The 26,130-nt window shown below is 68.5% G+C and carries 26 protein-coding genes and 2 tRNA genes; 16 read left to right on the forward strand and 12 right to left on the reverse strand.

What is annotated here, in order from left to right; all coding sequences use genetic code 11:
* Positions 1-43 precede the first annotated feature (43 nt).
* From VGC47_11590 to VGC47_11610, 5 genes are all read left to right on the forward strand, one after another.
* Positions 44-115 (forward strand) — tRNA-Gln (locus VGC47_11590).
* Between the two features lie 35 nt (positions 116-150).
* A tRNA-Glu gene (locus tag VGC47_11595) sits at positions 151-226 on the forward strand.
* Positions 227-1,039: 813 nt separating this feature from the next.
* On the forward strand, positions 1,040-1,279 hold the full coding sequence (locus tag VGC47_11600; GenBank protein ID HEX9855946.1) for a ribbon-helix-helix protein, CopG family: 240 nt from the start codon (positions 1,040-1,042) through the stop codon (positions 1,277-1,279).
* Complete coding sequence (locus VGC47_11605) at positions 1,266-1,583, forward strand: type II toxin-antitoxin system PemK/MazF family toxin (protein HEX9855947.1); 318 nt, start codon at positions 1,266-1,268, stop codon at positions 1,581-1,583. The genes VGC47_11600 and VGC47_11605 overlap by 14 nt, the downstream gene beginning before the upstream one ends.
* Positions 1,584-1,755: 172 nt before the next feature.
* The gene (locus VGC47_11610) at positions 1,756-2,130 is read left to right on the forward strand and encodes a VOC family protein (GenBank protein HEX9855948.1); all 375 of its coding nucleotides are present in this window, start codon (positions 1,756-1,758) and stop codon (positions 2,128-2,130) included.
* Positions 2,131-2,158: 28 nt separating this feature from the next.
* On the opposite strand, the gene VGC47_11615 is transcribed toward VGC47_11610, so the two are convergent.
* The 8 genes from VGC47_11615 to VGC47_11650 all read right to left on the reverse strand — a co-directional run bounded on the left by VGC47_11615 (position 2,159) and on the right by VGC47_11650 (position 8,452).
* Positions 2,159-2,818, reverse strand: coding sequence for an ATP-dependent endonuclease (locus tag VGC47_11615; GenBank protein ID HEX9855949.1), 660 nt, complete (start codon positions 2,816-2,818; stop codon positions 2,159-2,161).
* A gap of 168 nt (positions 2,819-2,986) precedes the next feature.
* The gene (locus tag VGC47_11620) at positions 2,987-3,694 is read right to left on the reverse strand and encodes an SDR family NAD(P)-dependent oxidoreductase (GenBank protein ID HEX9855950.1); all 708 of its coding nucleotides are present in this window, start codon (positions 3,692-3,694) and stop codon (positions 2,987-2,989) included.
* 36 nt (positions 3,695-3,730) lie between these two features.
* On the reverse strand, positions 3,731-4,441 hold the full coding sequence (locus VGC47_11625) for a PIG-L deacetylase family protein (protein HEX9855951.1): 711 nt from the start codon (positions 4,439-4,441) through the stop codon (positions 3,731-3,733).
* Positions 4,438-5,049 carry a 2-phospho-L-lactate guanylyltransferase gene (gene cofC / locus VGC47_11630; GenBank protein HEX9855952.1) on the reverse strand — a complete coding sequence of 204 codons (612 nt, stop codon included), beginning with the start codon at positions 5,047-5,049 and terminating at the stop codon, positions 4,438-4,440. Before cofC ends, VGC47_11625 begins: the two co-directional genes overlap by 4 nt.
* A gap of 3 nt (positions 5,050-5,052) precedes the next feature.
* Positions 5,053-5,556, reverse strand: a complete 504-nt coding sequence (locus tag VGC47_11635) for a VOC family protein (protein ID HEX9855953.1) — start codon at positions 5,554-5,556, stop codon at positions 5,053-5,055.
* Between the two features lie 34 nt (positions 5,557-5,590).
* On the reverse strand, positions 5,591-6,589 hold the full coding sequence (locus VGC47_11640) for a hypothetical protein (GenBank protein ID HEX9855954.1): 999 nt from the start codon (positions 6,587-6,589) through the stop codon (positions 5,591-5,593).
* A 41-nt stretch (positions 6,590-6,630) separates the two neighbouring features.
* On the reverse strand, positions 6,631-7,485 hold the full coding sequence (locus VGC47_11645; GenBank protein ID HEX9855955.1) for an amino acid ABC transporter permease: 855 nt from the start codon (positions 7,483-7,485) through the stop codon (positions 6,631-6,633).
* A gap of 73 nt (positions 7,486-7,558) precedes the next feature.
* Positions 7,559-8,452: an ABC transporter substrate-binding protein gene (locus VGC47_11650; GenBank protein ID HEX9855956.1), complete on the reverse strand. Its 894-nt coding sequence runs from the start codon at positions 8,450-8,452 to the stop codon at positions 7,559-7,561.
* Positions 8,453-8,594: 142 nt separating this feature from the next.
* On the opposite strand from VGC47_11650, the gene pyk reads away from it, so the two are divergent.
* Both pyk and VGC47_11660 read left to right on the forward strand, forming a co-directional pair.
* A complete protein-coding gene (pyk, locus tag VGC47_11655; protein ID HEX9855957.1) occupies positions 8,595-10,028 on the forward strand; it encodes a pyruvate kinase in 1,434 nt (477 codons plus the stop codon).
* A 31-nt stretch (positions 10,029-10,059) separates the two neighbouring features.
* The gene (locus tag VGC47_11660) at positions 10,060-10,362 is read left to right on the forward strand and encodes a hypothetical protein (protein ID HEX9855958.1); all 303 of its coding nucleotides are present in this window, start codon (positions 10,060-10,062) and stop codon (positions 10,360-10,362) included.
* On the opposite strand, the gene VGC47_11665 is transcribed toward VGC47_11660, so the two are convergent.
* Positions 10,347-12,377 carry a VanW family protein gene (locus tag VGC47_11665; protein ID HEX9855959.1) on the reverse strand — a complete coding sequence of 677 codons (2,031 nt, stop codon included), beginning with the start codon at positions 12,375-12,377 and terminating at the stop codon, positions 10,347-10,349. The genes VGC47_11660 and VGC47_11665 overlap by 16 nt on opposite strands.
* A gap of 173 nt (positions 12,378-12,550) precedes the next feature.
* Between VGC47_11665 and VGC47_11670 the strand changes: the two genes are divergently transcribed.
* The 4 genes from VGC47_11670 to VGC47_11685 all read left to right on the forward strand — a co-directional run bounded on the left by VGC47_11670 (position 12,551) and on the right by VGC47_11685 (position 17,137).
* Positions 12,551-13,318 (forward strand): PD-(D/E)XK nuclease family protein, encoded by a 768-nt coding sequence (locus VGC47_11670; GenBank protein ID HEX9855960.1) that lies wholly within the window; start codon positions 12,551-12,553, stop codon positions 13,316-13,318.
* A gap of 67 nt (positions 13,319-13,385) precedes the next feature.
* A complete protein-coding gene (locus tag VGC47_11675) occupies positions 13,386-14,228 on the forward strand; it encodes a PIG-L family deacetylase (GenBank protein ID HEX9855961.1) in 843 nt (280 codons plus the stop codon).
* Positions 14,229-14,328: 100 nt separating this feature from the next.
* Entirely contained in the window at positions 14,329-15,921 is a 1,593-nt protein-coding gene (locus VGC47_11680) for a GTPase domain-containing protein (protein HEX9855962.1), read from the forward strand.
* Positions 15,914-17,137, forward strand: a complete 1,224-nt coding sequence (locus VGC47_11685; protein ID HEX9855963.1) for a GTPase — start codon at positions 15,914-15,916, stop codon at positions 17,135-17,137. The genes VGC47_11680 and VGC47_11685 overlap by 8 nt, the downstream gene beginning before the upstream one ends.
* Before the next feature lie 30 nt (positions 17,138-17,167).
* Here VGC47_11685 and VGC47_11690 read toward each other — a convergent pair whose 3' ends face one another.
* Positions 17,168-18,082 (reverse strand): diacylglycerol kinase family protein, encoded by a 915-nt coding sequence (locus VGC47_11690; GenBank protein ID HEX9855964.1) that lies wholly within the window; start codon positions 18,080-18,082, stop codon positions 17,168-17,170.
* Between the two features lie 34 nt (positions 18,083-18,116).
* Here VGC47_11690 and VGC47_11695 point away from each other — a divergent pair, with 34 nt between their 5' ends.
* The gene (locus tag VGC47_11695; GenBank protein HEX9855965.1) at positions 18,117-18,767 is read left to right on the forward strand and encodes a phosphoribosyltransferase family protein; all 651 of its coding nucleotides are present in this window, start codon (positions 18,117-18,119) and stop codon (positions 18,765-18,767) included.
* On the opposite strand, the gene VGC47_11700 is transcribed toward VGC47_11695, so the two are convergent.
* Positions 18,760-19,128: a response regulator gene (locus VGC47_11700; protein ID HEX9855966.1), complete on the reverse strand. Its 369-nt coding sequence runs from the start codon at positions 19,126-19,128 to the stop codon at positions 18,760-18,762. The two genes, VGC47_11695 and VGC47_11700, sit on opposite strands and share 8 nt — an antisense overlap.
* Positions 19,129-19,257: 129 nt before the next feature.
* On the opposite strand from VGC47_11700, the gene pruA reads away from it, so the two are divergent.
* The 4 genes from pruA (at position 19,258) to VGC47_11720 (ending at position 25,201) form a co-directional block, all read left to right on the forward strand.
* Positions 19,258-20,802, forward strand: coding sequence for an L-glutamate gamma-semialdehyde dehydrogenase (pruA, locus tag VGC47_11705; GenBank protein ID HEX9855967.1), 1,545 nt, complete (start codon positions 19,258-19,260; stop codon positions 20,800-20,802).
* Positions 20,803-20,851: 49 nt separating this feature from the next.
* Positions 20,852-22,036 carry an N-acetylmuramoyl-L-alanine amidase gene (locus VGC47_11710; GenBank protein ID HEX9855968.1) on the forward strand — a complete coding sequence of 395 codons (1,185 nt, stop codon included), beginning with the start codon at positions 20,852-20,854 and terminating at the stop codon, positions 22,034-22,036.
* Positions 22,033-23,211: an N-acetylmuramoyl-L-alanine amidase gene (locus VGC47_11715; GenBank protein ID HEX9855969.1), complete on the forward strand. Its 1,179-nt coding sequence runs from the start codon at positions 22,033-22,035 to the stop codon at positions 23,209-23,211. Before VGC47_11710 ends, VGC47_11715 begins: the two co-directional genes overlap by 4 nt.
* 106 nt (positions 23,212-23,317) lie before the next feature.
* A complete protein-coding gene (locus VGC47_11720) occupies positions 23,318-25,201 on the forward strand; it encodes a hypothetical protein (GenBank protein ID HEX9855970.1) in 1,884 nt (627 codons plus the stop codon).
* A gap of 7 nt (positions 25,202-25,208) precedes the next feature.
* Here VGC47_11720 and VGC47_11725 read toward each other — a convergent pair whose 3' ends face one another.
* A complete protein-coding gene (locus VGC47_11725) occupies positions 25,209-26,048 on the reverse strand; it encodes a lamin tail domain-containing protein (protein HEX9855971.1) in 840 nt (279 codons plus the stop codon).
* Between the last annotated feature and the right edge of the window lie 82 nt (positions 26,049-26,130).

The raw sequence follows: 26,130 nt of genomic DNA on the forward strand, positions 1-26,130 counted from the left end.
GGGAGGGGGATCGACCATGTCGTGTATCCTGCTCGGGCCACTTTCGGGGGTGGTGTAATCGGCAACACGACAGGTTCTGGCCCTGTTATTGGGGGTTCGAGTCCTCCCCCCCGAGCGAGTCCGGGCATCCGCCGAGGTGTCCGTCTCCCTGGCCCCGTCGTCTAGAGGCCCAGGACGCCGCCCTCTCAAGGCGGTAACGCCGGTTCAAATCCGGTCGGGGCTACCACCCAGGAACCGTTGCCTGGCAACGGTTCCTGCGCGTTGGAGGCAGTTGGACCGTCGCCACCACGACCACCAACCGCGCTCGACGTGCTCGCAGAGGCGATGGGCCGCGACTGGATCGACCAACGAGCGGTCGCCTGGCGGGCCGAGCCGAGGGGGCGCTTGGCAGACCGGACCGGAGGATCCCCCTCGACTCGGCGTGCGGCGCTCGTCGATCCCCCGGAAACCGGGGGATTGCGGGGACACCTGCGAACCGTACGGACGGCCACCCACGCTGTCTCCCGCTCGGCGGGGGACCGGCGAGCGGTCGCCCTGCGACGCGAGCCGAGAGGGGCACTTGGCCGCCACACACTGCCCGGCCCCCTCGACTCGGCCTGCGGCGCTCGTCGATCCCCCGGAAACCGGGGGATTGCGTAAGAAGCCTGTCAACCGCACGGACGGCCACACACGCGGTCTCCCGCTCGGCGGGGGACCGGCGAGCGTCCTGCCAGGGACCGAGCCGAGGGGGCACCTGGCAGACCGGACCTCCGCGTGGCCGACGCCGCAAACCGGGACAGCCGCGGCCCGTGGTCATCAATCCCGCGACAGACCATTGGCACCCCGTGGATGACCGCCCTGTCGCGATGGTCTTGGCCCTCTTGTTGTTGCCACGCAACGACTCGTCACGATCGGGCAGAATGGGCCGGTGCTCACTCTGTAGGCGGTAACTCCGGTTCGAGTCCGGTCGGGGCTGCCCCTTGACTCACTCCTGCCTTCCGACACGGTCTGGCTTCTCACCCTGCTTGTGATGTATCACACATCGTGATACGTTGAGTGCATGGCTCAGGCGATCTCGGTTCGACTCGACGATGAGGCGCTCCGCGCGCTCGGCCACCTCGAGGCAACCGGTATGACACGCTCCGAAGCGATCCGTGCCGCGCTCGTCGAAGCAGCATCCCGGCTCCGAGACAAGCAGATGCTCGCCGCCGAGGTCGCCGCTCTCGAAGCCGACGGCGACGATCGTGCGGAGATGCTGGCGGTGGCCGAGCTCATGGAGAGCCTCCGTGCGTCGGGGTGACATCATCGCTCTGCGACTCCCGAAGGGTGCAGGGCACGAACAACTAAGGCGTCGCTTCGGCGTCGTCGTGCAATCCGATGCCTTCCTTCCACGGTCCGTCGTGCTGGTGGCGCCCACGTCGAGGAGCGCCAAAGCGGCATCGTTCCGGCCCGAGATCGACATCGATGGCACCTCTACTCGCGTGCTCGTCGAGCAGGTCGGTGCCGTCGATGTACAGCGCCTCGGTGACCTCGCCGGCCATCTGACCCCGGAAGAGCAGTGGGGAGTCGACACCGCCTTGCTCACCGTACTTGGACTCCACTGAGCAGCGCCGATCACCACGTGCTGAGCAATGATGGACACTCCGCCGAGTGCCCGGGGATCGGCACATCGAGGGCGATGGTCCACGAGGCGCCGCGATCCTTGGTAGCCCGCGGTGGGCCGATGCGATCGGGTTTTCCACCTGTATCCGCGCCTGGACCTGCGAGAATGACGACATGCTGAGCGTCGGAACCGTCGTCATGGGAGTTGAAGAGCTGCCCCGAGCGGTGGCCTTCTGGACGAAGGCCCTCGACTACGTCCCCAAGCGCGCCATCGAGCCCGGCGCCGACTTCGCGATCCTCGTTCCGGCAAAGGGGCCCGGTGCGCACTTGGCGCTCGACGTCAGCGAGACGCCCGTCCAGCAGTACCCCCGAATCCACCTGGACCTCTATGCGGGGGACGCCGCCGACCAGGCCGCCGAGGTCGAGCGGCTTGTCTCGCTGGGTGCGACGCGTGTCGACTGGGATCGGTATCCGGACGACCCCGACTTCATCGTCCTCGCCGACACCGAGGGCAACCGCTTCTGCGTCATCGATACGGGCCACGGCTGACCGCCCCGCACCAGCGAGAGGGGTGCCGTCAGACGTGGGCCAGCAGTCGATCCAGCGGTCGGGGCACTTGGCCAGGGTTCAACGCGTCGACGAGCAAGGGCGCATAGCGGATCTTCCGGCCGGCGCGGGTGCCCATGAAGCGCCGGAGTTGTTCTTCGAGGGTGCGTTCTCGCTGCGCAGGCTGTCTCTGGAAGATGCGGAACGATCCGAGCTCACCTTGAGCGTCGACGACTCGTTCCACGGCGACGGCACCGATCGACCGGATCATCTCGTCCTCCAGGTCTGCGACGCAGACATAGAAGCCGAGGAGCTCCATGTCGGCACGGGTGAGGTTGGAGCCGAGACCCGCCCGCTCGAGACCGCGCTGGAAGTCGCCCTCCTCACCGGCGTCACAGAGCCCCGCCAGCGTGAGGTCGAGCCCCTGAGGCCCGAGCAGCGCCAGGAAGTGCCCGATGTTCGTGGCGCCCCCGATCGGCACGATCGAGACGCCGTCGGCGGCGAGGTCCCGCCCTCGGCGCCGGGCGAGCGCTTCGAGCGCAAACTGGTCGCTGATCCCTTCGACGAGCACCGCGGCACGTGATCCGACGCCTGCCGGCGGCGGATGCGTGGTCGCGCCGAGCTGAGGGGCACCCCCGGCACGGGACGTCCACTCGTCGGCTTCCATCGAGGATGGCGGCTGCTCGTGCATAGCTCGCAGTTTCGCAGCTCTCGAGCGGCGGGTTCGATCAGGATCATCCCTCGGAAATCGGCGCCTCGTCCGTCGACGCGCCACCCGGCAGACTCGCCACACGCCTCCGCTTCGCCTCCGAGGCGTGTCAGGCGCGCAAGGTTCCGGGGGGAGGCGACTGGAGAGCCGCTAGGTGCTCCCCGTCACCGGGATGGCGGCGCCGTTGATGACTCCCGATCCTTCGCTCGCCAGGAAGTCGACGAGGACTGCGATCTCGGCAGGTTTCGGCCACGACACATAGTCGGCGTACGGCAGCGCCGCCCTGGTGGCGTCGGTGTCGATCACGGTCGGGAGGATGGCGTTAGCGGTGATGCCCGTGTCGCCCAACTCGCTGGCGACGCTCTTGATGAGCGCCACCACTCCTGCCTTGGCGATGTTGTACGCGGCTTGACCCGAGGGAGCGTCGAAGGCGGCCTTCGACCCGACCGCGATGATGCGCCCCCACTCGGCATCCCTCATGTGGGGGATCGCCGCTCGGATCGTGTTGAACGCCGATCGCAGGTTCAAGTCGAGCATCCTGTTGAAGCGGACGTCGTCCGTCTCGGCGACGTCACGGCCACCCGCCCATCCTCCGACGAGGGAGCAGAGCACGTTGAACCCGCCGAAATGCTCTGCCGTCTGCTTCATGAAGCTGCTGATCGCCTCGGCATCGGTGGCGTCGACGCGTCGCAGCAACAGCATGCTCTCGTCGAGGTCGAACTGGTCCTCGAACCCCCTCGCCTCCTCCGGCATGAGGTAGGTGATGGCGAGGCTGTACTTGCGTCTGAGCAACAGCGGGACGAGCGCTCGGCCGAGCGCACCAGTACCTCCGGTGACGACTGCCACTGGCTGCTGCATCGGGCCACCCTAGTTGGCGCTCCGCGGAGCGGCGGTTCACGGATGGAGGCGCTTGAAGGCCTCGCCGAGTCCGAGGCCTGCCGGTGCACCCGACTCGGCCGCCCTCTCGGCCAGGCGCTTCTCGAAGGCCGCTCGTGCCTCGTCGTCCGCCCCTCCCATCGTCGTCGGTCCCTGCGATGCGTGGCAGAGCAGTGCCGCCAGCTTGGCCGAGAACGAAGGGGCGATGTCCTCCCAATGGTCCGGCTCGTCAGCCGCCCACAGGAGCATGGCGCTCGGTCGATGAGGCGGCAGCCCTTGCTCGGGGAAGAAGAGGTGATCTCGAGCGGCGACCATCCCGTCGATGGCGCCCCACCCGGTTGCCCTGTGGTCGGGGTGCAGCATGTACCGCTTCCACGGGTCGTGGGAGAGCAGGACGTCCGGGCGATGGATCCTGATCTGGAGGCAGATCTCGTACCGGAGGGCCATGTCGTACACCAACTCGCCGTCGACGTGGTCGAGATGCACCAGGTGAGCCGCCCCCAGCGCGTGGGCGGCCGCCAGCTGTTCCGATCGCCGGGTGGCGGCCAGGTCGGTCGGGTCGGTCCCGACATCCCATGTGCCCTTCGATCCGTCGGTAACGATGAGCAGCGTCACCTCGGACCCGGCGGCGGACCACTTCGCCAGCGTGCCGCCTGCGCCGAACTCGATGTCGTCGGGGTGGGCGCCGATCGCCAAGACGCGCTCCGGAAGCGTCAGCGCATCGCTCATCTACTCGCCTGGGCGGGGACCAGATCGGCGATCCACATCCCGCGTGGATGGGACAGGATCAGCCTCAGGTCATCCGGGGTGTCGAGGTCGTATGCGAGCTCGGGGGTGACGAGCACCTCGGCTCGTGGCATCAGGCCGAGATGCTTGGCGAAACTGCCATGGCCGTACTGGAACCGGAATCCCGGCCCGGTCCCGCCGATGACGTTCGTGCCGCCGTCGTGTGAGGGAGCGATGACACCTTCGTCGGCGGCTGCGGTGAGCATGGCGGGGATGTCGGCGGCCCTGAGCATCGGCAGGTCGGCGTGCACCAGGAGCCAAGGCTCGGACATCCTGGCTGCGTGGCGGGCGACTGCGCTTCCTGCGGCGTTCAGCCCGGTGCCATCGCCTGCCGCTTCGTCTATCGGCTCGTGGCCGAGGGACTTCGCCCAGGCGGCGACGTCGGCGTCACCGGTCACGACGACGACGGGCACATCGGCCGCAGACAGCTCCGACACGGTGTGGGCCGCGATGGCCATGCCGAGGCGCGAACGGGCTGCTGCGTCGACCACGCCCGAGAGGCGGGCCTTGGCGACGCCGAATGGCTTGATCGGGACGCCGATGACGGGCATGGCTCAGACGTACCTGTCCGGAATCCCGGCTGCGACGTGCTCGACGGTGAGACCGGGCAGGTCGTCGAGGTCGACCCACTCAGCCAGTTGAATGACCACTCCGTGTGCCGACTTGGGATGCAAGAACGCCTCCTTCCAGTTGGCGCCTGCCAGGTCGACTCCCACGACGTCGAAACCTGCGTTGGCGGCGCGCTCGATGGCCTGGTGGATGTCGCTCACCTTGAGAGTGACGTGGTGGACGCCCTCGCCGTGGCGCTCCAGGAAGCGCACGAGGAAGTTGTTCGAGTCGGCCCGATCGAGCGGCTGGATCATCTCGAGCCGGCAGGAGCCGGGAAGGTCGAACTGGATCCAGCGGAACCCCTTGGCGGAGGCGTCGCCGCCGTCCTTGACCTCCCCTCCCATGAGATCGACGAGCCGGCGGGCCGCAGTGATGTCCCACACCGCGACGGAGAGGTGATCGAACCGCTCGACCACGCTCCCGAGATCCGCCGGCGCCGTGGGAGGCATGGAGCGGCAGGTTACCCGGCGCCGGCAGCCGGCCTCACGCAGAGACGAGGCTCTGCGGAACGAGGTGCGCCGTCAGCTCGTCCGGCACCTCGATCGCCGTGTAGGAGCTCTCAGGGAAGTCGGCGAGGTACTTGCGGAAGAGTGTCTCGTTCTCGCCGGCGTGCATGGCGAGGAAGGCGGCCCTGTCCTCATCGCTCATCAGGTCTGCCCTCGGGTACTTCGATTGCGGGAAGATCTTGCGGAGGGTGCGACGCGCCAGCGCCACCTGCTCGGGGGCGTCCATGTGTCGGTTCATCACCCTGGCGGCGGCGTACGCCGGCTGGGTGTAGCTCGGGTTCGACTTCCTGGTGCGTTCGAGGTGATCGACCAGCTTCCTCCCGCCGAGCGGAGCCAGGAAGTCACGAATGAAGCGGCGCGGTCCGCCCTCGATGATCTCGAATGGCCGCACCCGGACGGCTGCCACGGTCGGCAGCGTCTCGAGCAGCCCGACCAGGTCGACGTATCGCACCCGGACGTCAGAGCAGACCTGTGCCTGGAAGACCGGCCATCTCCTCGTGCCACCCCGATGGATCGCCTGCATGTAGAGCGACTCGAGTAGCCGGTCCTGGCGGCGCACGTAGAGCCAGATCTCGGTCGAGCGCGGCTCGAGCCAGTCGATGACCTGGCGCACCCCTGCCTCGGCCCGCGGCCAGAACGGATCCCCGTACTCGGGGCCGACGCGCCCGATCATCGACTCGTTCGACAGCAGCACCGTGCGCAGATCCGGCACCGCTCGCATCTCTTTCGAGACGACCTCGCGCAACCCTGCGGCGTAGGCGTCGGCGATCGCCGGGTCGCCCTTCCCGTAGGCCGCCCACGACGTGCGGCCTTCGAGGCCGTGTGTCTGTTGTCGCCCGATGTAGGCGATGCCGGCCTGGCGAAGGTGGGGGCGGAGCTGACGCATCGATCGTTGGATCAGCGAGGAGGCGGTCTTCTGGACCCCGACGTGCAGGACGAGACGGTCGATGACCGGTCGGCCCTGCAGAGTTGCCATGGGCGGGACGGTACAGGCGGGCGCCGGAGAATGGAACGACCTCAGCGGATCTGGCCGGGGATCTGGATGCGCCGTTCGTACCAGCGCAGCAGCAGGCTGAGAAGGAGCGTCAGCACGATGTAGAAGATCGTGAGCACGAAGTACCCCTCGCGGACGCGGAACGATGCGCCGACGTATATACCGGCGAGCTGGGTCAGCTCCCGGACCGCCAGGATGGAGAGGAGCGCGGTGTCCTTCATCAACGCGATCAGATCGTTGCCGAGCGCCGGCAGGGTGTTGCGGATCGCCTGCGGGAGGATGATGAAGCGCAACACCTGTCGGTTCTTCAACCCCACTGCCCTGCCGGCCTCCCGCTGCCCGTGGCTCACCGATTGCACGCCGGCCCGGATGACCTCTGCGATGAACGCCGCGTAGAACAGCGCCAGGGCGGCGCTTCCTCGCCACGCCGCCCGGATCTGGCGAGTGGGGAGATCGATCAGCTCGGCGATGTCGCGGGTGAACACGAAGGCCACGATGAAGATGAACACGATGAAAGGGATCCCGCGCACGAGCTCGATGTAGAGCGTGCACAGGTTGCGGATCGCGATCGAGACGAGCCGCAGCAAGTGGTTCGATCCTTCGTAGCGGTACATGCGGCCGAGCCCGATGACGAGGCCGAGGGCCAGGGCGATGACGAACGACACCGCCGTCGTGACGAGCGTCAGCGTGAGCCCGGGAAGGATTGCGGCGAAGGCGTCCTGATAGGTGTCGCTCGCCACGACGGCGAACACCATGGCCGCGATGATGAGGAGCATCCCGACCAGCCAGTAGGGGAACTCGTCGAAGTCGAGGTCGATGCCTGCAGCTTGCGGATTGGGCGCCGACGGATCGGGCTCCAACGGCTTGAGCTGTGTCATGTCGTCTCCCTGCGACGCGAATGCGCCGGGCCCAGAGGCCCGGCGCATCGTACGCAAACGGTCCAAAGGTTGCTCAGCCGCCGACTTCCTCGATGTCGTCGTAGGTGATGGCGAAGGCGTCGGTGAAGTACTTCCGACCGAGCTCCTCGAGCGTGCCGTCGTCCTTCAACTGCTGGAGAGCGGCGTTCACGTGCGCCACCAGCTCGCTGTCGAGCGGGAAGATGAAGCCGAGCGGATCGCTCTGGAGCGCTCCGTCGAGCGTCACGAGCTGATCGGCATTCACCCCCACGTAGCCCAAGCCTGCGGCGTCGTCGATGATGACGGCGTCGACATCACCGTCGATGAGCGCCTGCACCGCCACGGCGAAGTCCTGGTACGCCTCGACCCTGTCCTCGCCGGCGAGCTCGACGGCCAGGTCGAAGTTCGTCGTCCCGACCTGGGTCCCGATCTTCGCCGAGGTGTCGGCGATGAGGGCGTCGGAGTCGGCGAACCGATCGTCGTCGAGCCTCGCGATGAACTTCTGTTCGACCACCATGTAGGCGTCGGAGAACGCGAGGATCTCTTTGCGCTCATCGGTGATCGAGATCCCGTCCGCAGCGGTATCGATCTCTCCGGCGGCGACCTGGTCGAGCACTGCCGGCCAGCCTGCCTCGACGAACTCGGCGGTGCAGCCGAGGATGTCACAGATCGCGGCCCAAGCGTCGTAGTCCCAACCCTGGCCCTCGGTCTCGCCGACGGGGATGTAGTTGAAGGGGAGGTAGGCGTTCTCGACACCGACGGTCACCGTCTGGCCGGCGAGCGGCAACTCCTCCGCTGCTGCGGTGGTCGTCGCCCCGGCCGCGGTGGTCGTCGCCCCGCCGGCTGCGGTGGTCGTCGCACCGTCACCGCCGCCATCATCACCGCAAGCCCCTGCAAGCATGGCGAGCGACAGGACGAGGGCAGTTGCAACCCTCTTTCTTCCGATCATCTGCTGTTTCCTCCTTGGTGGTGGTTCGCGCCCGCGAGAGGGCGAGAACTGAGCACACGATAGCGCCGCGGCCCGGATCGACTCGATGGAGTCGCACCGTGGTGTGCTTCTTGGCTCGAAGCGGTCCTCCTAAGCTCGCGAGGTGAAGCGCAAGACGAAGATCATCGCGACGCTCGGGCCGGCCGTCGCGACGAGAGAGCGCATCGTCGAGTTGGTGCAAGCCGGCATGGACGTCGCCCGTCTCAACTTCTCCCACGGCACGCACGAGGCCCACCTCCAGCTGTTCAACTGGGTGCGTGAGGCCTCCGACGACGTCGGCCGGCCGGTGGCCATCCTGCAGGACATCTCGGGCCCGGGAGTCCGCGTCGGCACCTTCCCCGGCGGCTCCGTCTACGTGCCCGAGGGCGCCGAAGTGACGCTGACCCCGGGCACCCGAGAGGGCTCGGACACTCACATCTACGTCGAGAACCTCGAGACGGCCGAGCTGACGGCAGGCTCGCCCATCGTCATGGCAGACGGGCTCATCACGATGAAGACGGCGTTCGCCAGCGGAGGGTCGGCCAAGGCCGTCGTGGTCCAGGGCGGCGAGCTCAAGGACCACAAGTCGGTCGCCTTTCCCGGGGTGCACGTCGGCTTGCCCCCGGTGACCGACAAGGACCGGGTCGACATCGAGTTCGGGCAGGAGATCGGGGTCGACATGCTGGCCGCCTCATTCGTCGCCTCCGGAGACTCGATGCGCCAGATCAAGCGCCTCGTTCCCGGCGTTCCCGTCATCGCCAAGATCGAGAGCGCCCTCGGCTATCAGAACCTCGACGAGATCCTCGAGGAGGCGTACGGCACCATGGTCGCCAGAGGCGATCTCGGCGTCGAGCTCCGCTTCGAGATGGTTCCCCGTGCCCAGAAGACCATCCTCTCGCGGACGAACGCCAAGGCCAGGGTTTCGATCACCGCAACCGAGATGCTCGAGTCGATGACCCACTCGCCGCGGCCCACCCGCGCCGAGGTGACAGACGTGTCGAGCGCCGTGCTGGACGGCACCGACGCCGTCATGCTGTCGGCCGAGACCGCGGTCGGGGAGTACCCGATCCGCGCCGTCGAGGCAATGGACCGGATATGCAGGGAGGCGGAGGCGAGCCCCGAGTACGGGAGGGGGCCCGAGATCGAGTTCCTGGAGGACGAGGCGCGGTTCGCATCGGCGACGGCGGCCGCCTGCGTCGACGCCGCCAACAACCTGGGGCTCGAGGCGATCTGCGCCTTCACCGAGTCGGGGAGCACCGCCCGACTGCTCTCGAAGTACCGGCCCAAGGCGGACATCTACGCATTCACCGCGGTCGACGCCACCTACCGCCGCATGGCGATCTATGCGGGGGTCACCCCGATGCACTTCGGACGCGTCGACTCGACGGACGACATGATCATGGGGGCCGAGAAGGTCCTCCTCGGCGAAGGGATCGTCATGGAGGGGCAAGGCGTCGTCATGGCCGCAGGGATCCCTCCGAACCAGGCCGCCTCGACGAATCTCATGAAGCTCCACTACGTCGGCTCGTCGGCCCGCGGGGTGCCGGGCAGCAGGTGAACGCTATCGTCCCGTGCTCTCGGGAGGTTTGATGGGACAGACGATCAGCCTCGAGTCGCGCCGGATCCTCGGCGACGTCCTGATGCTCGACACCGACCGCAGCATCACCGGGCAAGACGGCGTGGCGTACGCCTCACCGGCAGACGCCGACGCATCGGACATCTTCCCCGCCAGACTCGCTGCCAGGCTCTTCGCTGCAGACGACGCCATCGACCACGTCTTCGTCGCCTCGAATCAGGTGGTCGTGCGCAGACCCGGTGGGTGGGACGAGGCGTCGACCGACACGGCATCGACGGTGGTGCGCGACTTCTTCCGTTTCTACAACGGAGAGTGAGCCGCCCCTCGTTGCCTGCCCTCGTCCGGCGGCGGCTCCTCTGGTGGTGGCTCCGTGTAGTGGCCGACTCGCAAGGTGATGGTCGTGCCTGCATCGACGAGATCGCCCGAGTGGGTCTGACTCTGGACGACTCCGTCCTGGGCGGGGTCCTCCACCTCGATGTCGTCGCCGCGCCTCACCGTCAGCCCGGCTTCCTCGAGAGCGTTCTTGGCGTTCTGGTACGACGAGCCGACCACGTCGGGCACCCGGACGGGACAGGTCGCCGTCGACTCAGGCATCTTGCACGGATGGACGTGCAGAATGGTCGGTGCCGCCCGGTACGTCCACGTGAAGGTCTCGTCTTCCGTGGTTCCATCGGGATGGGTGATCCGCCTGACGACCGAGTTGGTGAATCCGGTCGTGCCGCTCTGCTCGGTGATGGTGGTGTCGGGGTCCAAGGCGGGATCGGCGATGTACTCGACCTCCGACTCGACGATGTTGCTGCGTTCGCCCAGCCTGCGCTCGCAGGTCTTCCCCCCGTTGTTGCCGTAGAACGACACGGTGATCGACGTCGCCGTGGCCGAGGTCTTGATGATGACGACGGCGTCGCTGTTGTTGCGAAAGCTCAGATCGGGGGAGGGCCACGAGATGGTCGCCTCGTTCACCTCGGGATACCTGCTGAAGTAGTAGCTGTGGGGCTTGTGCTCGACGTCCTCCATGCAGGAGTAGAAGATGGCGTTGAACATCGTGGTGGCGAACTGACTAACGCCACCCCCGATGGCATCCTCGAACTCACCCCTGAGGATCTGCGGCGCCGCCACGTAGCCCTTGTCCTCCGTGCGTGGCCCGACGAACTCGTTCAGCGAGAACGTCTCGCCGGGGAACACGACGGCGTTGTCGACGAAGTCGGCCATGACGTGGATGTTGGTCACCCGCGGCTGCCCCGCCGGGTACTCGGTGTGGCCGCGCCCGAGCTGTGTGATGGGCTGCATAGCTTCCGCTGCCTCGGTCGTCAGCCGCGGCTCCTTGCCTTCCTTGAACGGGAACTCGCCCTCTCCGGTCCGGGTTCTGGCGATGACGGAGACCCGATCGGTGACGAGGTCCATGTCGAGGACCGTCTCGGAGCGGCCGGGGAGGAGCGTGGCGGAGCCGTCGGAGTTGATGGCGAAGCGGGCGTCGCGCGGCGGCTGCTCGATCTGGTCGCGCAGCGGTTCGATGACGGGCAGCAACATCTCCGGGTCGAGCCCGAACTCGATGCGCGTCGGGCTGTTCGACGTCACTTCGCTGTGGAAGGCGGAGGCGAGCTGCTCCGGGGTGAACGCCACCTCGACCTCGGGGTCGTCGCCGCGCAGGACGACGGCTGAGTCGATCAGGTCGTTGGCATCGGCGGCGGCGGCGTCGATGTCCTCGTCGGTGAGCGTCGGCACGAGCGGCGTGACCGGCAGCGTCGCCGGCGTGCGGGGTATCGAGGCGATCAGCGTTTGTGCGATGTCGATGGCGGCTGTGTTGTCGATGCCCTCCCCCGTGCGCGGGTACCGAGGAACGATGATGCCTCCGTCGAGCTCGAGTCCCCCCTCGAATGCCGGATTGGCGATCGCCTCCTGCTCCCAGACGTCGAGCAGGCCCACGAAGGCTTCGTGGTCGAAGGTGACCGGGACCTCGAGCTCGATCTCGTCGGAGAGAGTGCCGAACCATCCGAACATCTGCGACAGCAGCCCCTCCTGGCGACGCTGTTCGAGCGCCTCGGCGGCGATGGCGTCCTCGTCGATGTCGAGCCCGATGATCGCCGGCTCGATCGGGAACTGGCGCCCGGCCACCACGAATGTCGCCAGAGTCCCGGCCAGCTCCCTCTCATGGGCTTGCAGGGCAGCGACCGCATCGTCCTCGCCCAGCCCACCGAGCTGCACCCCGGCGGCGCTCACGTTCCGTGCCACCTCGCCGTTCGACCTGGCGATGTCGATTCCGATGAAGGCGACGACGAGCAGCACCAACCCGACCGGGACGGCCGCGAGCAGCGCTCGTTGGTTCTTGCTCAATGAGACTCCGGAAAGTGGCATGTGCTTTCGGGGTGATCGAACCGACGCGACGCGATCCCTCGTCCGTCGCCGACTCTCGGCAGAAGTGTAATGCGGCCTGGTGCTACACGAGTTTCACGTCGGTGAGCCAGTTCACCGTCTTTGTGTCGCGACCGACCGATACGATCGACGGCGTGATCGACTTCCCGGCCGTCGAGGACGGCGAGCCCATCGTCGTATCGGCCACGTCGTACGTGGCGTTCGCCAACTGCCCGGACCAGGCGCTCGCCCGGCTTCGCGGCGAGTACCCGGCGGACTCGACGGTGTCGTTCCGGGGCGGGCTGGCCCACCGCGTCTTCGCCCGGCATCTCGAATCGGGCCCGATCGGCGACGACGAGCTCGCCCAGGTGTGCCGCGAGGAGATCGGCCAAGCGATGAATCAGAAGATCGTGTCACTGGCGATGCGGCCGAGCAAGCTGAACGCCGTCATCGCCGAGGTGGGCGAGCTGTATGCGACGTTCAAGCGCCTCTCCTCGGAGGGATTCGAACAGGCCGAGGTGTTCATCGAGATCGAGCCGGCACCGGGCGTGACGCTGCGCGGCTCGATCGACGCCGTGTTCGCCGGCGACGGACAACCGCGCATCGTCGACTGGAAGACCGGCATGCTCGGGGCGGCGCAGCACCAACTGGCGTTCTACGCCTTGCTGTGGACGCTCGACCGTGGCGAGCTCCCCTCGCTCGTGGAGGCCGTCTCCGTCGCAACCGGCGAGCGGCATGCCGAGCGGCCGACCAGGCATGACGTCGAGCGAACGGCTGCGTCCGTCGCCGACATGGTGTCGAGGCAACGCACGGCGCTTGCCGCCGACGGCTGGATCGACCGGATCGCAGGGGGCTGGTGTCGATTCTGCCCCATCCTGGCCACCTGCGAGGAGGGGACGAGCGCCGCCGCGATCTGGGAGTGATGTCGCGCCAGATTGTCCGGGCAGCCTGCGGCTGCCGTTCCGGGGAGCGCTGATACGCTCCCGGGCAATGAGGACCTTGGTTGCCATCCATGCGCATCCTGACGACGAGAGCTCCAAGGGGGCGGGAGCGGTCGCGCGCCTTGCCGAGGCCGGGTTTCGGTGTGTGCTGGTCACGGCGACCGGAGGCGAGGCGGGAGACATCCTCAATCCGGCGATGGATCATCCGGAGGTGGCGGCACGGCTGGCCGAGGTGCGCGGTGAGGAGCTCGATCTCGCCGCCAAGATCATCGGGTACGACGAGGTGGTCAAGCTCGGGTATCGCGACTCCGGGATGCCGGATACGGATCACAATTCCCATCCCGAGGCATTCGCCAATGCACCGTTCGATGAGGTGCTGGAGCGCCTCGTAGCCATCGTGCGTCGCGAGCGGCCGTCCATCGTCTTCGGGTACGACGCCCACGAGCGGTACCCACACCCCGACCACCTGCGGGTCCATGCGCTCTCCGTTGCGCTCGTCGAGGCCGCCGCGGACCCTGTCAGGTTCCCGGCGGCCGGGGAGCCGTGGCGTATCGCACGCCTCTACGCACCGACGTTCACCAAGAGCAGATTGCTCGCCCTCCACGAGGCGATGATCGACCGCGGGCTCGAGTCGCCGTACGGAGACCGGCTCGAGCGGTTCGTCGGCCTCGACGACGACGGCAAGCCCATCTATCGCGTCGACGTCTCCGGGATGATCGAGCGGGCTCGGGAGGCGCTCCGAGCACACCGAACCCAGGTCGATCCGGAGGGCCATTGGTTCGCCGTGCCGTCCGGACTGATCGCCGAGGTGTATCCGTGGGAGGACTTCGAGCTCCTCGCCGCCGACGAAGGGGCGGCCCCGCCGGCGTCTGACCTGTTCGTCCCGGTTTGAGATCGACGCCGCCCCGCCGGCCTCCCCTGCTCGGCTCGGAACGGGTCAACGATGAGCCGATTCCGGTGGGGACCGCATGGACATGTGGTGTAATCAAGTCGTGGAGGGCGTAGAAAGCTCGCGCGCCCGGATCCGGGCTGGTCTCGAGCGGGTCGCAGAACTGCTCGACGACGTGACGTTCAAGCTGCCGACCCCCGACCGGGACGCGCTCGACCGCGAGCGGCAGAGCATCGTCGCCGTGGTCGAGGACTACCTGTTGCCGCGCCTCGACGATCCGCAGGCCCCGGTCGTCGCCGCCGTCGTCGGAGCATCCGGCGTCGGGAAGTCGACCCTGGTGAACTCACTCGCCCAAGACCTCATATCGAAAACGGCGGCCCGCAGGCCGGCCACGACGACACCGATCATCTGGGGTCATCAGGACCACGCCGAGGTGTACGCCGCCAAGCTGGTGGCGCTGCTCAAGGCGAGACAGCGGAACAACGTCGAGTTGGTGGTCGGGGCGGACGAGCTGACCCGCAACCTCACCGTCGTCGACACGCCGCCCCTCGACCTCGGGCCCGGGGAGGAGGTCACCGCCGCCGGAGACGTGCTCGCCTTCGCCGACCTTTGTGTGTTCGTGACATCGGCGGCGCGCTACGCCGACGCCGCCGGGTGGGACGTCATCCACGGGGCCAGGGACAGGGGGCTGCCCCTGCTGTTCGTGCTCAACAGGCTGCCGGCGAGTCCCGAGCTCCAGGACGACCTCAAGGCAGATTTCGCCAGGCGCCTGGCCGAGGCGGGCCTGCTGGACGACGCAGACCCCTCGTACCTGTTCGGCATCGTCGAGGGCGACGTTTCGGCATGGCACATGGGGCTCGAACCGCACAGCGTGTCGCTGCTCCGCAAGGAGTTGAGTGAGCTCTCCGATCCCGACCTGCGGGCCTCGCTGCTCGATCGGGTGGCGGTGGCGACCGGCCAGGCACTCGGACGAAGACTTCACTCATTGTCGAAGGCATTCAGCGCCGAGCAGCGGCACATCGAGCAGCTGCTCGGCCACGCAGAGTCGTCTTATGCCGACCAGATCGAGCGGATCGAACGAGAGCTGGCGTCCGGGGTGTTCGCCGAGCTCGCCGAGCTCGACACGTGGTCGCAGGCCGCCGTCGACCTGACGGGCATCGTCACGCGACGAGCCGGTGTCGCCGCCCAAGACGCCGCGTCGGCGTGGTTCGAGGACGCCGTCGGGGGTGTGCTGCTCGCCACCGGGGGTCAGGGGCTGTGGCGGCACGCCCACGACACCACCTATGACACCCAGCAGGCCTTGGAGCGGTGGGGGGCCTCGCTCGGCTCGCTGGCATCGTCGATGGCGCGCCGCGGTCACCTCTCGGAGCGGGGCAAGCGGCGCATCGTGCGCCGACTGTGGCCCATGGTGCTCGACCCGCGGCGCGAGGTGAAGGGGCTGCGGGCAGTTGGCGATCGGTCGAGTGAGGTCGTCGCCACCGCCCGGCACGGTCTCGCCGAGACTCTGGCGGGAGCATTGCTGGCAGACGCCGCCCGATTCGAGTCGTCACTCGGTCAGGCGGCGCCGGAAGGGCTGATGGCCGAGCTCGGCGTGCTGGAGCGCATCGTGGCGATCGAGCCGGGGTCCCTGGCGGCGCTCCCCGACCCCGACGTGATCGTCGTCCCTGAAGCGGTGCACGAGGAAGTCGATGCGTAGGGTCGACGAAGTGCTCGACGCCGTCGACCTGGCGATCGCCCGCTCGCGGGGGGTCGTGTCGGACGAGCGCCGGATCCAGCTTCTCGATCGCATGCGTGACCTGCGGATCAGGCGTGGCTACCTCGGCGAGACCGTCCTGCTGGCGCTGGCCGGAGGGACGGGGAGCGGCAAGTCGAGCCTCCTCAACGCCATCGCCGGTGACTCGATCGCATCCGTGAGCCACCTTCGACCCCACACCGATCGCCCTCTGGCGTGGATCCCGCAGAACCCGGATCCGGGGGTGATCGAGATGCTGCTCGACCTGGGTGTCACGGAGATGCACGAGCAGTCGGTGATGCCGGAGCTGGCGATCATCGACCTGCCGGACATGGACTCCGTCGAGGAGTGGCACCGCAGGACGGTCGAGGAGCTGTTGCCGCGCGTCGACCTCGTGATGTGGGTGTTCGACCCCGAGAAGTACCGGGACCGCGTCATCCACGAGGAGTTCTTGGAGCCGCTGGTCGAGTTTCGCGACCAGTTCGTGTTCGGGCTCAACAAGATCGACATGGTGTCGCCGGCGGATCTCGACGAGATCCGCGCCGACCTGATCGTGGCGCTCGAGCACGACGGCTTCCGCCGGCCCGAGGTCTTCGCCTTCTCGGCGAACCCGATCGACCATCCGCCGCGTGACGTCGGCCGGGTCACCGAGTTCCTCGCCGAGCAACTCGACACCAAGCGCGTCACCCTCTCGAAGATGGTTGCAGACGCCAAGCTCGTGCTGCGATCGCTCGCCGAGGAGCCGCAGATGTGGGACGGCCCATCGATCGACTTCGTGTCACGGTGGGATCGAGCACGGACGACGTCCGCCCAGGAGCTGCTGCCGGGCTCGGGACCGGCCGCCCGTGAGGACGCCCTGTGCCGCATCGAGGACCTGGTGGCCGCCATCTCGGTGGAGGTCGGTCCAGCCTGTGGAGCCGATCTGCGATCCCGGCTCGACAGGGAGACGATCGAGATCACGATCGACCTGGCCGGGAGCGCAGCCGTCGAGCGCTCGCCTGCCAGGAGGGGCAAGCGCGTCAAGCTGACGACGCAGCGCCAGTCCGCCGAGGCCGCCGCGTCGATACTCGAACAGCGAGTCGGCTCTGAGATCCGGGAGGTGCTGTGGCGGCGGGCCCGGCTCGGAGCGACGATCACGTACGCCGCAGTCGGCGCTACCGAGGTGTCGTCCCACCTGTGACATGGTGCCGACCCTGCGGACGCCTCACCGTCACGGCGAGAGGACGAGCAGCGCTCCGGAGGCCGGGGTGATCTCGAATGCGGTTCCGTATCCGAGTAGCTCGCCGTCGGCTTGGAGCGGGCTCGGGGGGTCGGCGTCGATGAGCATCTTGTCGAGCTCCGGGAACACGGTGCACCCAGGCGCATTGGACAACGATCGGCTGACGACCGCCCTGGCCACGATCGATGCCCCGGTTGCGGCGCCGACCGACTCGATGGCGCATGCGACGAGGCCGCGCCGCGGAGCGGGTCCGAGACGGAGCGGGATCCTCCCGAAGTACGTGTACACCTGGTGGATCTGCACCATCACCGCAACCGCGTCCGTCCTCGTGCCGACGCACTCGACACGGAGGTTGGCCGGCATGTTGCGGTAGCGCCTCACGAGCATCCCGACGGCGGTTGATGCGAAGTGGGCGGCTCCGAAGCTCTGCTTGCTCTCGGGGCGGCGCTCGGCTGCCTCGACGACGTCGGCATCGAAGCCGACCCCGAGGGCGAACAGGGCGTACGCCGATGACACGCCCTTCACCGTCTCTGCGACGACGTGGGCGAGGGTGACCGGCTTCGGTTCGTACTCGCCGATCGCCTTGGCCGCCGCCGCCGGCTTGGCCGGGATGTCGAGGATCTTGGCGAAGACGTTCGTCGTGCCCGCCGGGACGAGCCCGAGGGCGGTCGAGGTGTGAACCAGCCCGTTGGCGACATGGTGCGCCACGCCGTCGCCTCCCATCGCGATCACCGCGTACGCTCCGGACTGGGCGGCGCCGACCGCCTCGCGGCGCGCTTCGCTTGGGCTGGTTGGCCAGGCGGCCGTCACGGAGAACCGCTCGGAGAGTGCGGCCATCACGGCGCGGAAGCGGCCTCCGGTGAAGCCCGAGGCCGAGGGGTTGGCGACGAGAACGACGTGTCGCATCGGCTCCGAGCGTACACCGTTACCCTCGACCCACATGGCGTTCGTCGACAGGCAAGACGCCGGGCAGCGGCTGGCCAAGGCCGTCGCCGCCCTCGGCCTCGACTGGTCGGACGGCGGGCTGGTGCTCGGGGCAGCCCGCGGCGGCGTCCTCGTCGCCGCCCCGGTGGCGAGCCGGCTCGGCGCCCGGCTCGACGTGGCGGTGGTTCGCAAGATCGGGGCTCCGCACCAACCGGAGCTGGCGATCGGGGCGGTCGCCGAGAACGGGAGCCCGCTGCTGAACCACGATCTCATCCGTCGACTGCGCCTCGGCGCCCCCGAGGTCGCCGTGGCAACGGAGGGCGCCCGCCGCGAGCTGACCAGGAGAGCCGCTGCCTACCGGGAGGGGCGAGCCGTTCCCCATCTCCGCGGCGAGACGGTCGCCTTGGTCGACGACGGGGTCGCCACCGGTGCGACCATCGTGGCCCTGGCACGCTGGGCGAGATCGGAGAGCCCGGCCACGCTGGTCATCGCCGTCCCCGTCGGCGCCCCCGAGACGCTGCGGATGCTCGCAGACGAGGCAGATCACGTCGTCGCGCTCGAGCGGCCGCGAGAGTTGCGGGCGGTCGGCGAGTGGTACACCGACTTCCATCAGGTGTCGGACGAGGAGATGATGCGCGTCCTGAGGGACGGCACCGCCATCAGCTGACGATGAGCTTCTCGATGCGCTCGCGCAGCTCGATCGGTCGGAACGGCTTCGTCATGAAGTCGTCGGCGCCTCCTTGGGCCGCCTGCTCGGCGACCTCCGGCTGGGCGTGCGCCGTCAGCACGAGCACCCTGATCCCCCGAGTCGAGTCGTCGGCGCGCAGGTGACGAAGCACTTCCCAGCCATCCATGCCCGGAAGCCCGACGTCGAGGACGATCACGTCCGGGATGTAATGGCGGGCATCCTCGAGGCCTTGGATGCCGTCCTCGGCTGCACCGAGGTCGATGTCGAGCGCCCGCAGGCACACCTCGATGAGTCTCCGGACGCTGGCTGAGTCTTCGATGACGAGGACGCGTGGTTTCACAGTGTTCGCTATCGGCAGGCCTTCATCTCCTATCAAGCATATTTCTCACCTCGGTGCTCGAGCGGGCGGCGTGGCACCGATGTTCCTGCGGTGGCGTAGCCTCGCGGAGAGTCTCCGAGGAGAGTTGCGATGAGACCGTACCTGATCGAGCCATATTCCGACTTCTCGGATCGCGCCGCCAAGGCGGCCTACGAGCTGGCGCTCGCAGGCGTCGGAGAAGCGCTCGGCGCCGAGGCGCCGGTGATCATCTCGGGGGAGCCGGTCGCAACGGCCGACCACATCGTGAGCGTCGACCCGTCGCAGCCGGAGAGGATCGTGGCGGTGGCGGGGTCCGCAACGCCGGAGATCGCCGCCAGGGCGCTCGACGCATCCTGGGAGGCGTTCGCCTCTTGGGGCGCATCGCCCGCAGAGCGGCGGGCCGAGCTCGTCCATGCCGTGGGCGATGCAATCGCCGCCCGCAAGTACGAGTTCTCGGCGTGGATGACATACGAAGCGGGCAAGAACTGGCCCGAAGCCGAGGCCGACGTCGCCGAGGCCATCGACTTCTGCCGCTACTACGCCCACCAGGCCGTCGACATGGCCCGGTCGGTGCCGACGTACGACTACCCGGGCGAGAGCAACGAGTCATTCCTGACACCGATCGGCGCCGGGGTCGCCATCCCGCCGTGGAACTTCCCACTCGCCATCCTGGTCGGCATGACCGTCGGCCCCGTGGCCGCCGGCAACACCGTCGTCCTCAAGCCGGCGTCGAACACCCCGATGATGGGCGCCCTGTTCATGGAGGCGGTCGCCGAGGCCGGCGTGCCCGACGGGGTCGTCAACTTCGTGCCGGGGGCGGGATCCGTCGTCGGGGACGCCCTCGTCGACAGCCCGCGAACCCGGTTCATCAACTTCACAGGGTCGAAGGAGGTCGGGCTGCACATCGCCGAGTCGGCCGCCAAGGTTCGTCCGGGCCAGCGCTGGCTGAAACGGGCGTACGTGGAGATGGGGGGCAAGGACGCCATCGTCGTCGACGAGACGGCCGACATCGACGCCGCCGCCGCCGCCGCCGTCAGGAGCGCCTACGGGTTCCAGGGTCAGAAGTGCTCGGCATGCTCGCGGCTCATCGTCGTCGACGCCGTGCACGACGCCGTCCTCGACCGGGTGGTCGCCGGCGCCGAGGCCCTCACCGTCGGCCCACCGGTCGCCAACCACGCGGTCGGGCCGGTCATCTCGTCTGCGCAGCATCGGTCGATCCTCGGAGAGATCGAGAGGGGGAAGGACGAGGCCAAGCTCATCGCAGGCGGCTCGGCGATCGATATGGACGGCGGCTACTACATCGAGCCGACCGTCTTCGGCGACGTCGAACCTGCGGCTCGGCTCGCCCAGCACGAGATCTTCGGCCCGGTGCTCTCCGTGATCCGGGTGGGCGACTTCGACGAGGCGCTGGCGGTCGCCAACGGCACCGACTACGGGCTCACCGGCGGTCTCTTCTCGACGGACGAGGGCAGGGTCGAGCGAGCCGTGCGGGAGTTTCGGGTCGGGAACCTCTACATCAACCGCAAGATCACGGGCGCCCTCGTCGGGGTCCAGCCGTTCGGCGGGTTCGACATGTCCGGCTCGAACGCCAAGGCGGGCGGACCCGACTACCTGCGGCTCTTCATGGAGATGAAGTCCGTGGCGCGCCGGCTCTGACGCCTGTGAAGCGCTCGGTAGCCGGGGGCCGATGGGATAATCCGATCCCTTGGCTCTGATCTCGTACCGGCAGGCGCCCTTCGTCGCGGTCGCCCTCGTCTTGGCGGCGTGTGCCGCCACCGATCCGGCGATCCTCGAGGGGGACGCCCGTGGTGTCGGCATCGGAGCCGCCGGGGTGCCTGCGACGGCCCCGGGCGGGGAATCCGCCGCCCCTCCGACGGCGGCCCTCCCCGGGGGGGCCGCCGACGACGAACCGGGGCTCGCCGTCGTCCCGGCCGGTGGGGCTCCCATCAGCTCCGAGAAGAACGGCGAGGTGACGATGGTCTTGCACGAGGGCGTCCTCCTCGGCGTCGAGGAAGTCGACGGCCGTTGGGTCCGCACGATCACGCCGTGCGGGCGCGACGCCTGGGCTCGGCGCGCCGACCTCGACATCACCCAACGAGCAGACCGGGCGGTACCGGGCCCCGGCTTCGACCTGACCGCCGCCTCGATCGTCGTCGACCCTGGGCACGGCGGCCGTGACTGGGGAGGCGTCGGCGACAGCATCTCCGAGAAGGGCACGAACCTCGACATCGCCGAGCGCCTTCGCTCACTCCTGCTGTCGTCACAGCAGGTCGGCTGGGAGACGGGGGAGCTCGGCAGCGGCGACACGGTGGCCGCCGCCGGCGCCGTCTGGCTGACGAGGGAGCGGCGCGGGCCGAACGATGGCGACATCGAGCTGTCGCTGGGCTACCGGGCCGCCATCGCCAACGGCGCAGGCGCCGATGTCTTCGTCTCGATCCACAACAACACCGTGCCGAAGCGGACGCTGGACCACCCGGGCACGGAGGTGTTCTATTCAGTCGGCTCCGACGGTTCCGATCGGCTGGCTGGCCTGCTGTACGACGAAGTGGTCCGGAGCCTCGCCGCCTTCGATGCTGCCTGGCAGGGCGGCGACGAGCTCGGCGCTCGCGCCAGGACGGATCCGGCCACAGGCGACGACTACTACGGCGTGCTGCGCAGGGCGGAGATGCCGGCCGCCATCGTCGAAGGGGCGTACATCTCCGAGCCCGCCGAGGAGGCGCTCATCGCGACCGAGGCATTCAGGCAGGCGTATGCGGAGGGTGTCTACCGCGGGATCGTCCGCTTCCTGACCACCGACGACTCGAGCGACTCGATCAACCCGCCGCAGCCGTTCCCGGACGACGCCGGCACCGTCAACACGGACGCCTGCGTCGATCCAGTGCAACCGTGAGGTGGTGGCACGCCGCCGGAGCGCTGGTCGTCGTGGCCGCCGCCGCGGCGACGGCTGTGTCCGTCGTGGAGCCGCCGGGGGAGGCCGCCACCACATCTGCGCCCACCTCGGAACCGCCGGCGGGCACGACCCTCCCCGCCCCGACGACCACGCAGGCGGTCATCTCGACGACCGCGGCCGTCTTCGGCGGGGAAGGCGTCGTGTTCGCACGCAGGGGCGGGGCGGATGTTCTGGCGGGTCCGGCCGGCCCCGTGATCGCCCGGCTGCGCCGGGGCATCCCTCTCGCCGCGACGGGATGGGACGGCGAGCTCATCACGGTGGTCACGCCTTGCGACACGACCGCCTTCGTTCGCGCCGATGAAGTGCGCGCCGTGCCACCGGCGCCGGCCCAGGACCCGGGAATCGGCTTCGACCTCGGAGAGGCGATCATCGTCGTCGACCCGGGCCACGGCGGACCCAACATCGGCGCCCGCGCCCCCGACGGGACACCCGAGAAGTCCGTCAACCTCGAGATCGCCCACCTCGTGCGCGACCTGCTGGAAGCCCCGAGGGCGATCGCCGCGGACGGAGGCGTGCTCGCAGGCGACGATATCGTCGCGGCAGGCCGGGTGCTCATGACGCGGGTGGGGAAGGGAAGCCGAGGCGACTACGAGGCCGGCCTCACATACCGCGCCGCCCTCGCCAACGCAGCCAACGCCTCGGTGATGGTGTCGATCCACAACAACGCCGGCGCCGACATCTCGGTCGAGGTGCCGGGCAGCGACGCCTACTACCAGTCGAGCGTTCCCGAGTCGCGGCGCCTGGCGACGCTCATCGTCGAGGAGCTCAGGAGGAGCTTGGAGGCGTTCGACGCCGATTGGGTCGGCACGGACCCGGTCGGGGCGAAGTCACGGCTCAGCGAGCAGGACGGCAACCCTCAGTACTACGGATTGCTCCGCAGGGCGACGGTGCCGACCGTGATCGCCGAAGGGGCGTACATCGTCAACCCGTCCGAGGCGGCCCTGCTGGCCACGACCGAGTTCAAGATCGCTTACGCCGAAGGCGTGTATCGGGCCATCGTGAGATTCCTCGAATCAGGCGACACCGGAGATGCACCCAGCTACGATCCCGTCACGTGGCCGGGCGGTGCCGGCTCCGGGGACGCGCGTCAGGATTGCACGCTCCCCGAGGAGTGAGCGCTCGTCGCAGCGGGGCCGGCTTCAGAAAGAGCAGGCGGGGTGCCGATAGATCGGCACAGGACCAGGGTGGCCGCGTGCGCGGTCGAAAAGGGAGGAAACCAGCGTGCTTGACGTGACTTCGACGCCGCGACGGCGTCCACTCGTGATTCTCGTCGCCGTGATGGCGATGGGCGCCTCGATCGCATTCATCTCGTCCCCCGCGGTCGCAGCCGCAGCCGTCAAGTGTGACGGGAAGGTGGCGACGATCGTCGGGACGAACGGCGACGACGTCCTGGTGGGCACCGGCGGCAACGACGTCATCGTGGCCAGGGACGGAGACGACACGGTCCTCGGCAAGGGCGGCAACGACACCATTTGCGGCGGCGACGGCGCCGATTGGATCGAGGGCGCCGCCGGCAACGACAAACTGTTCGGTGAGGGCGGCAACGACAGCATCGACGGGGGCAAAGGCACCGACGAGATCGTCGGCGGCGCCGGAGACGACACGCTCATCGGCGGGCCGGGCCCGGACGACGTCGCCAAGGGCAACGCCGGGGACGACCGCTGCAAGGCCGAGGACGAGACGTCGTGCGAGCGGAACCCGATCGACTTCGACCTGGAGCGCTTCTACATCAACCAGGCGGTCCCGGCGGTCGACTCGAAGAAGCCGAACAAGACCGACGTCATCGCCGACAGGGTCGGCATCGTCAGGGCCTTCGTGGCCGCCAACCAGGCGAGCGTCGGCAGTCCCCGGGTGACCGTCTTCTGGCGCGACAACAACGGGTCGGGCAAGTTCAACCTCGACGGGCCCGCCAATGCGCCGACGAACCCCAAGGAGAGCAAGCTCGGCAAGACGTTCAACTACGAGTTCGACAACACGTGGCTGACGCCGAGCACGAAGATCTACGTCGAGGTCGACCCGAACTCGAAGTTCCTCGAGGCCGACGAGAAGAACAACCGGTACCCGAGCAGCGGCTGGCTCGATCTCAAGACCAAGAAGGCCGACAAGATCGACGTGACGTTCCTGCCGACCAGGGTCGACGGGAGCTCGGCGCCCAGCATCTCGAAGAATCCTCTCTTCAAGCACACCGAGCGGGTCTTCCCGATCGGGAAGAAGGCCGTGAGCGTCGGGCCGAACTACAACTACTCCCAGCAGATCCCCGGCGACTGCGCCGGCAACTGGGTGGACCTCCTCAACGAGATCACGGCCGAGTGGGTCGCCAGCGGCGCGGCCGACGAGTTCTTCGCCAGCATCGTGCGTCCCGAGAACAACCCGGGCGGGCAGTTCTGCGGCATCGCAGGCATCGCCTGGGTGAACTGGGACTACGACACGGACTCGCCGTACGGACAGGCGCTCCTCGCCAGCGTGAGCTACGACGACCCCGTCGTCGTCGCCCACGAGCTCGGCCACAACTTGGGGCTGGCGCACGCCCCGTCGACCGGGCCGGGTTGCTTCGCCGTCCCGACCGGTGTCGATCCGGACTACCCGTACGCCGACGGGTTCATCGGCTCCTGGGGGTACGACATCTTCAGCGGCGACCTGGTCAACCCGAACACGCACTACGACATCATGTCGTACTGCGACCCGACGCACATCAGCGACTACAACTACCAACACGCCCTCGACCGGCGCCGGTACTACGACCACTACGAGCTGCCGATCGCCGACGACGAGGCGGTGGTGGCCTTCACGGGCAACGTGTTCGGCGGCGGCCACGAGAAGGCCGATCCGGAGACGGCGACGGCGACGATCCTGACGGCGGAGGAAGTGTCCGCCCGTCCGATCGCTCCGAACCCCGGCCCGTATCGCCTCGTCGGCCTCGACGGTGACGGTGAGGTGCTCGTGTCGGTGTCGTTCGGCACCCACCAGGCGCACTCCTGGGGCGGCGACACCACTGACCTCGAGGGGTTCGCCTTCTCGGTCAGGATGAAGCAGTCGACGGCCGACAACGTCGTCGAGTGGCAGGTCAGGCAGGGCACCCGCGTCCTCGACGCGGCCGCCTCGTAACATCCGCTCAGACGCCATAAGGGACCCGGTCGGCCATCGTGCCGGCCGGGTCCTGCAACATCACGGTGTCCCCGCCGTTCGACCACACGGGTAGGGCGGAGCACCAGAAGAGCTCGTCCTCGGTGTCGTCGCCGCACCCGGTGCGGATGACCAAGGATCGCCCGGGCTCGATCGATGTCCCGTCGGGGAAGACGAAGCGGTTGCTCGTCGACTCGTCGCGCAAGGTCCACCCACCGAGGTCGACCGGGCGCTCCTCGGCCGACTCGATCCTCACCCACTCGTCGTTCATGACGTCGCCGTCCGGGCCTTCCGGGTCGAAGGCGACGTCGGCGACGAAGACCGCAGGGGGGATGTCCCCGCAGGCGTCGATCCCCCACATCCCGAGGCCGGCTGCGGCCGCCTGATCGCCGAGCTCGGCATAGCGTCCGGTGCGCCCTCCCATTGCGAGGGCGTCTCCGCCGGCGACCAGCCTGGCGTTCACCTCGATGCCGTCGACGAAGGCGGCAACGAGATGACGGCCGAACTCGTCGCGCTGAGCCTCCTCGACGGCGGGGACGACCTCGATGGTCCTCTCGTCGATCAGTCCGGCGAGCGCATCGCGCGACTCGTCTCCATGGCATTCCCCGCCTTCCGGCGCGTTCACGTCGAGCAGGCGCACCTCGAGATCCTCGTCCGCCACCACAGCCTCGAACGAGTCCCCGTCGAGCACCCTGGTGACGGTCACCTCCGTGCCGGCATCCTCGACGAGGGGAGGGACGACCACCTCGGGGGGCGGCACCGTGAGCACGTCGTCCCCGGAGCACGCAGTTGCCACGGCCGCGGCGACGATGACGGCGATGAGGCGCACCCCGGGGAAGATACAGCTCCCGCCCTCCGTTCTTGCGTCCCTGCGCCGCGTATGTTCGATCGGGGGACGCCGGAACGGGAGG

The sequence above is a fragment of the Acidimicrobiia bacterium genome (genome assembly GCA_036396535.1).
In the GTDB taxonomy this organism is placed as follows: Bacteria; Actinomycetota; Acidimicrobiia; order Spongiisociales; family UBA5794; genus DASWKR01.

What these genes read in the sequence shown, in the direction of transcription:
- VGC47_11600 (HEX9855946.1), top strand. Translation starts at nt 1,040, where the DNA reads ATGGCTCAGGCGATCTCGGTTCGACTCGACGATGAGGCGCTCCGCGCG.
- VGC47_11610 (HEX9855948.1), top strand. Translation starts at nt 1,756, where the DNA reads ATGCTGAGCGTCGGAACCGTCGTCATGGGAGTTGAAGAGCTGCCCCGA.
- VGC47_11615 (HEX9855949.1), bottom strand. Translation starts at nt 2,818, where the DNA reads ATGCACGAGCAGCCGCCATCCTCGATGGAAGCCGACGAGTGGACGTCC.
- VGC47_11620 (HEX9855950.1), bottom strand. Translation starts at nt 3,694, where the DNA reads ATGCAGCAGCCAGTGGCAGTCGTCACCGGAGGTACTGGTGCGCTCGGC.
- VGC47_11625 (HEX9855951.1), bottom strand. Translation starts at nt 4,441, where the DNA reads ATGAGCGATGCGCTGACGCTTCCGGAGCGCGTCTTGGCGATCGGCGCC.
- cofC (HEX9855952.1), bottom strand. Translation starts at nt 5,049, where the DNA reads ATGCCCGTCATCGGCGTCCCGATCAAGCCATTCGGCGTCGCCAAGGCC.
- VGC47_11635 (HEX9855953.1), bottom strand. Translation starts at nt 5,556, where the DNA reads ATGCCTCCCACGGCGCCGGCGGATCTCGGGAGCGTGGTCGAGCGGTTC.
- VGC47_11640 (HEX9855954.1), bottom strand. Translation starts at nt 6,589, where the DNA reads ATGGCAACTCTGCAGGGCCGACCGGTCATCGACCGTCTCGTCCTGCAC.
- VGC47_11645 (HEX9855955.1), bottom strand. Translation starts at nt 7,485, where the DNA reads ATGACACAGCTCAAGCCGTTGGAGCCCGATCCGTCGGCGCCCAATCCG.
- VGC47_11650 (HEX9855956.1), bottom strand. Translation starts at nt 8,452, where the DNA reads ATGATCGGAAGAAAGAGGGTTGCAACTGCCCTCGTCCTGTCGCTCGCC.
- VGC47_11660 (HEX9855958.1), top strand. Translation starts at nt 10,060, where the DNA reads ATGGGACAGACGATCAGCCTCGAGTCGCGCCGGATCCTCGGCGACGTC.
- VGC47_11675 (HEX9855961.1), top strand. Translation starts at nt 13,386, where the DNA reads ATGAGGACCTTGGTTGCCATCCATGCGCATCCTGACGACGAGAGCTCC.
- VGC47_11685 (HEX9855963.1), top strand. Translation starts at nt 15,914, where the DNA reads ATGCGTAGGGTCGACGAAGTGCTCGACGCCGTCGACCTGGCGATCGCC.
- VGC47_11690 (HEX9855964.1), bottom strand. Translation starts at nt 18,082, where the DNA reads ATGCGACACGTCGTTCTCGTCGCCAACCCCTCGGCCTCGGGCTTCACC.
- VGC47_11695 (HEX9855965.1), top strand. Translation starts at nt 18,117, where the DNA reads ATGGCGTTCGTCGACAGGCAAGACGCCGGGCAGCGGCTGGCCAAGGCC.
- pruA (HEX9855967.1), top strand. Translation starts at nt 19,258, where the DNA reads ATGAGACCGTACCTGATCGAGCCATATTCCGACTTCTCGGATCGCGCC.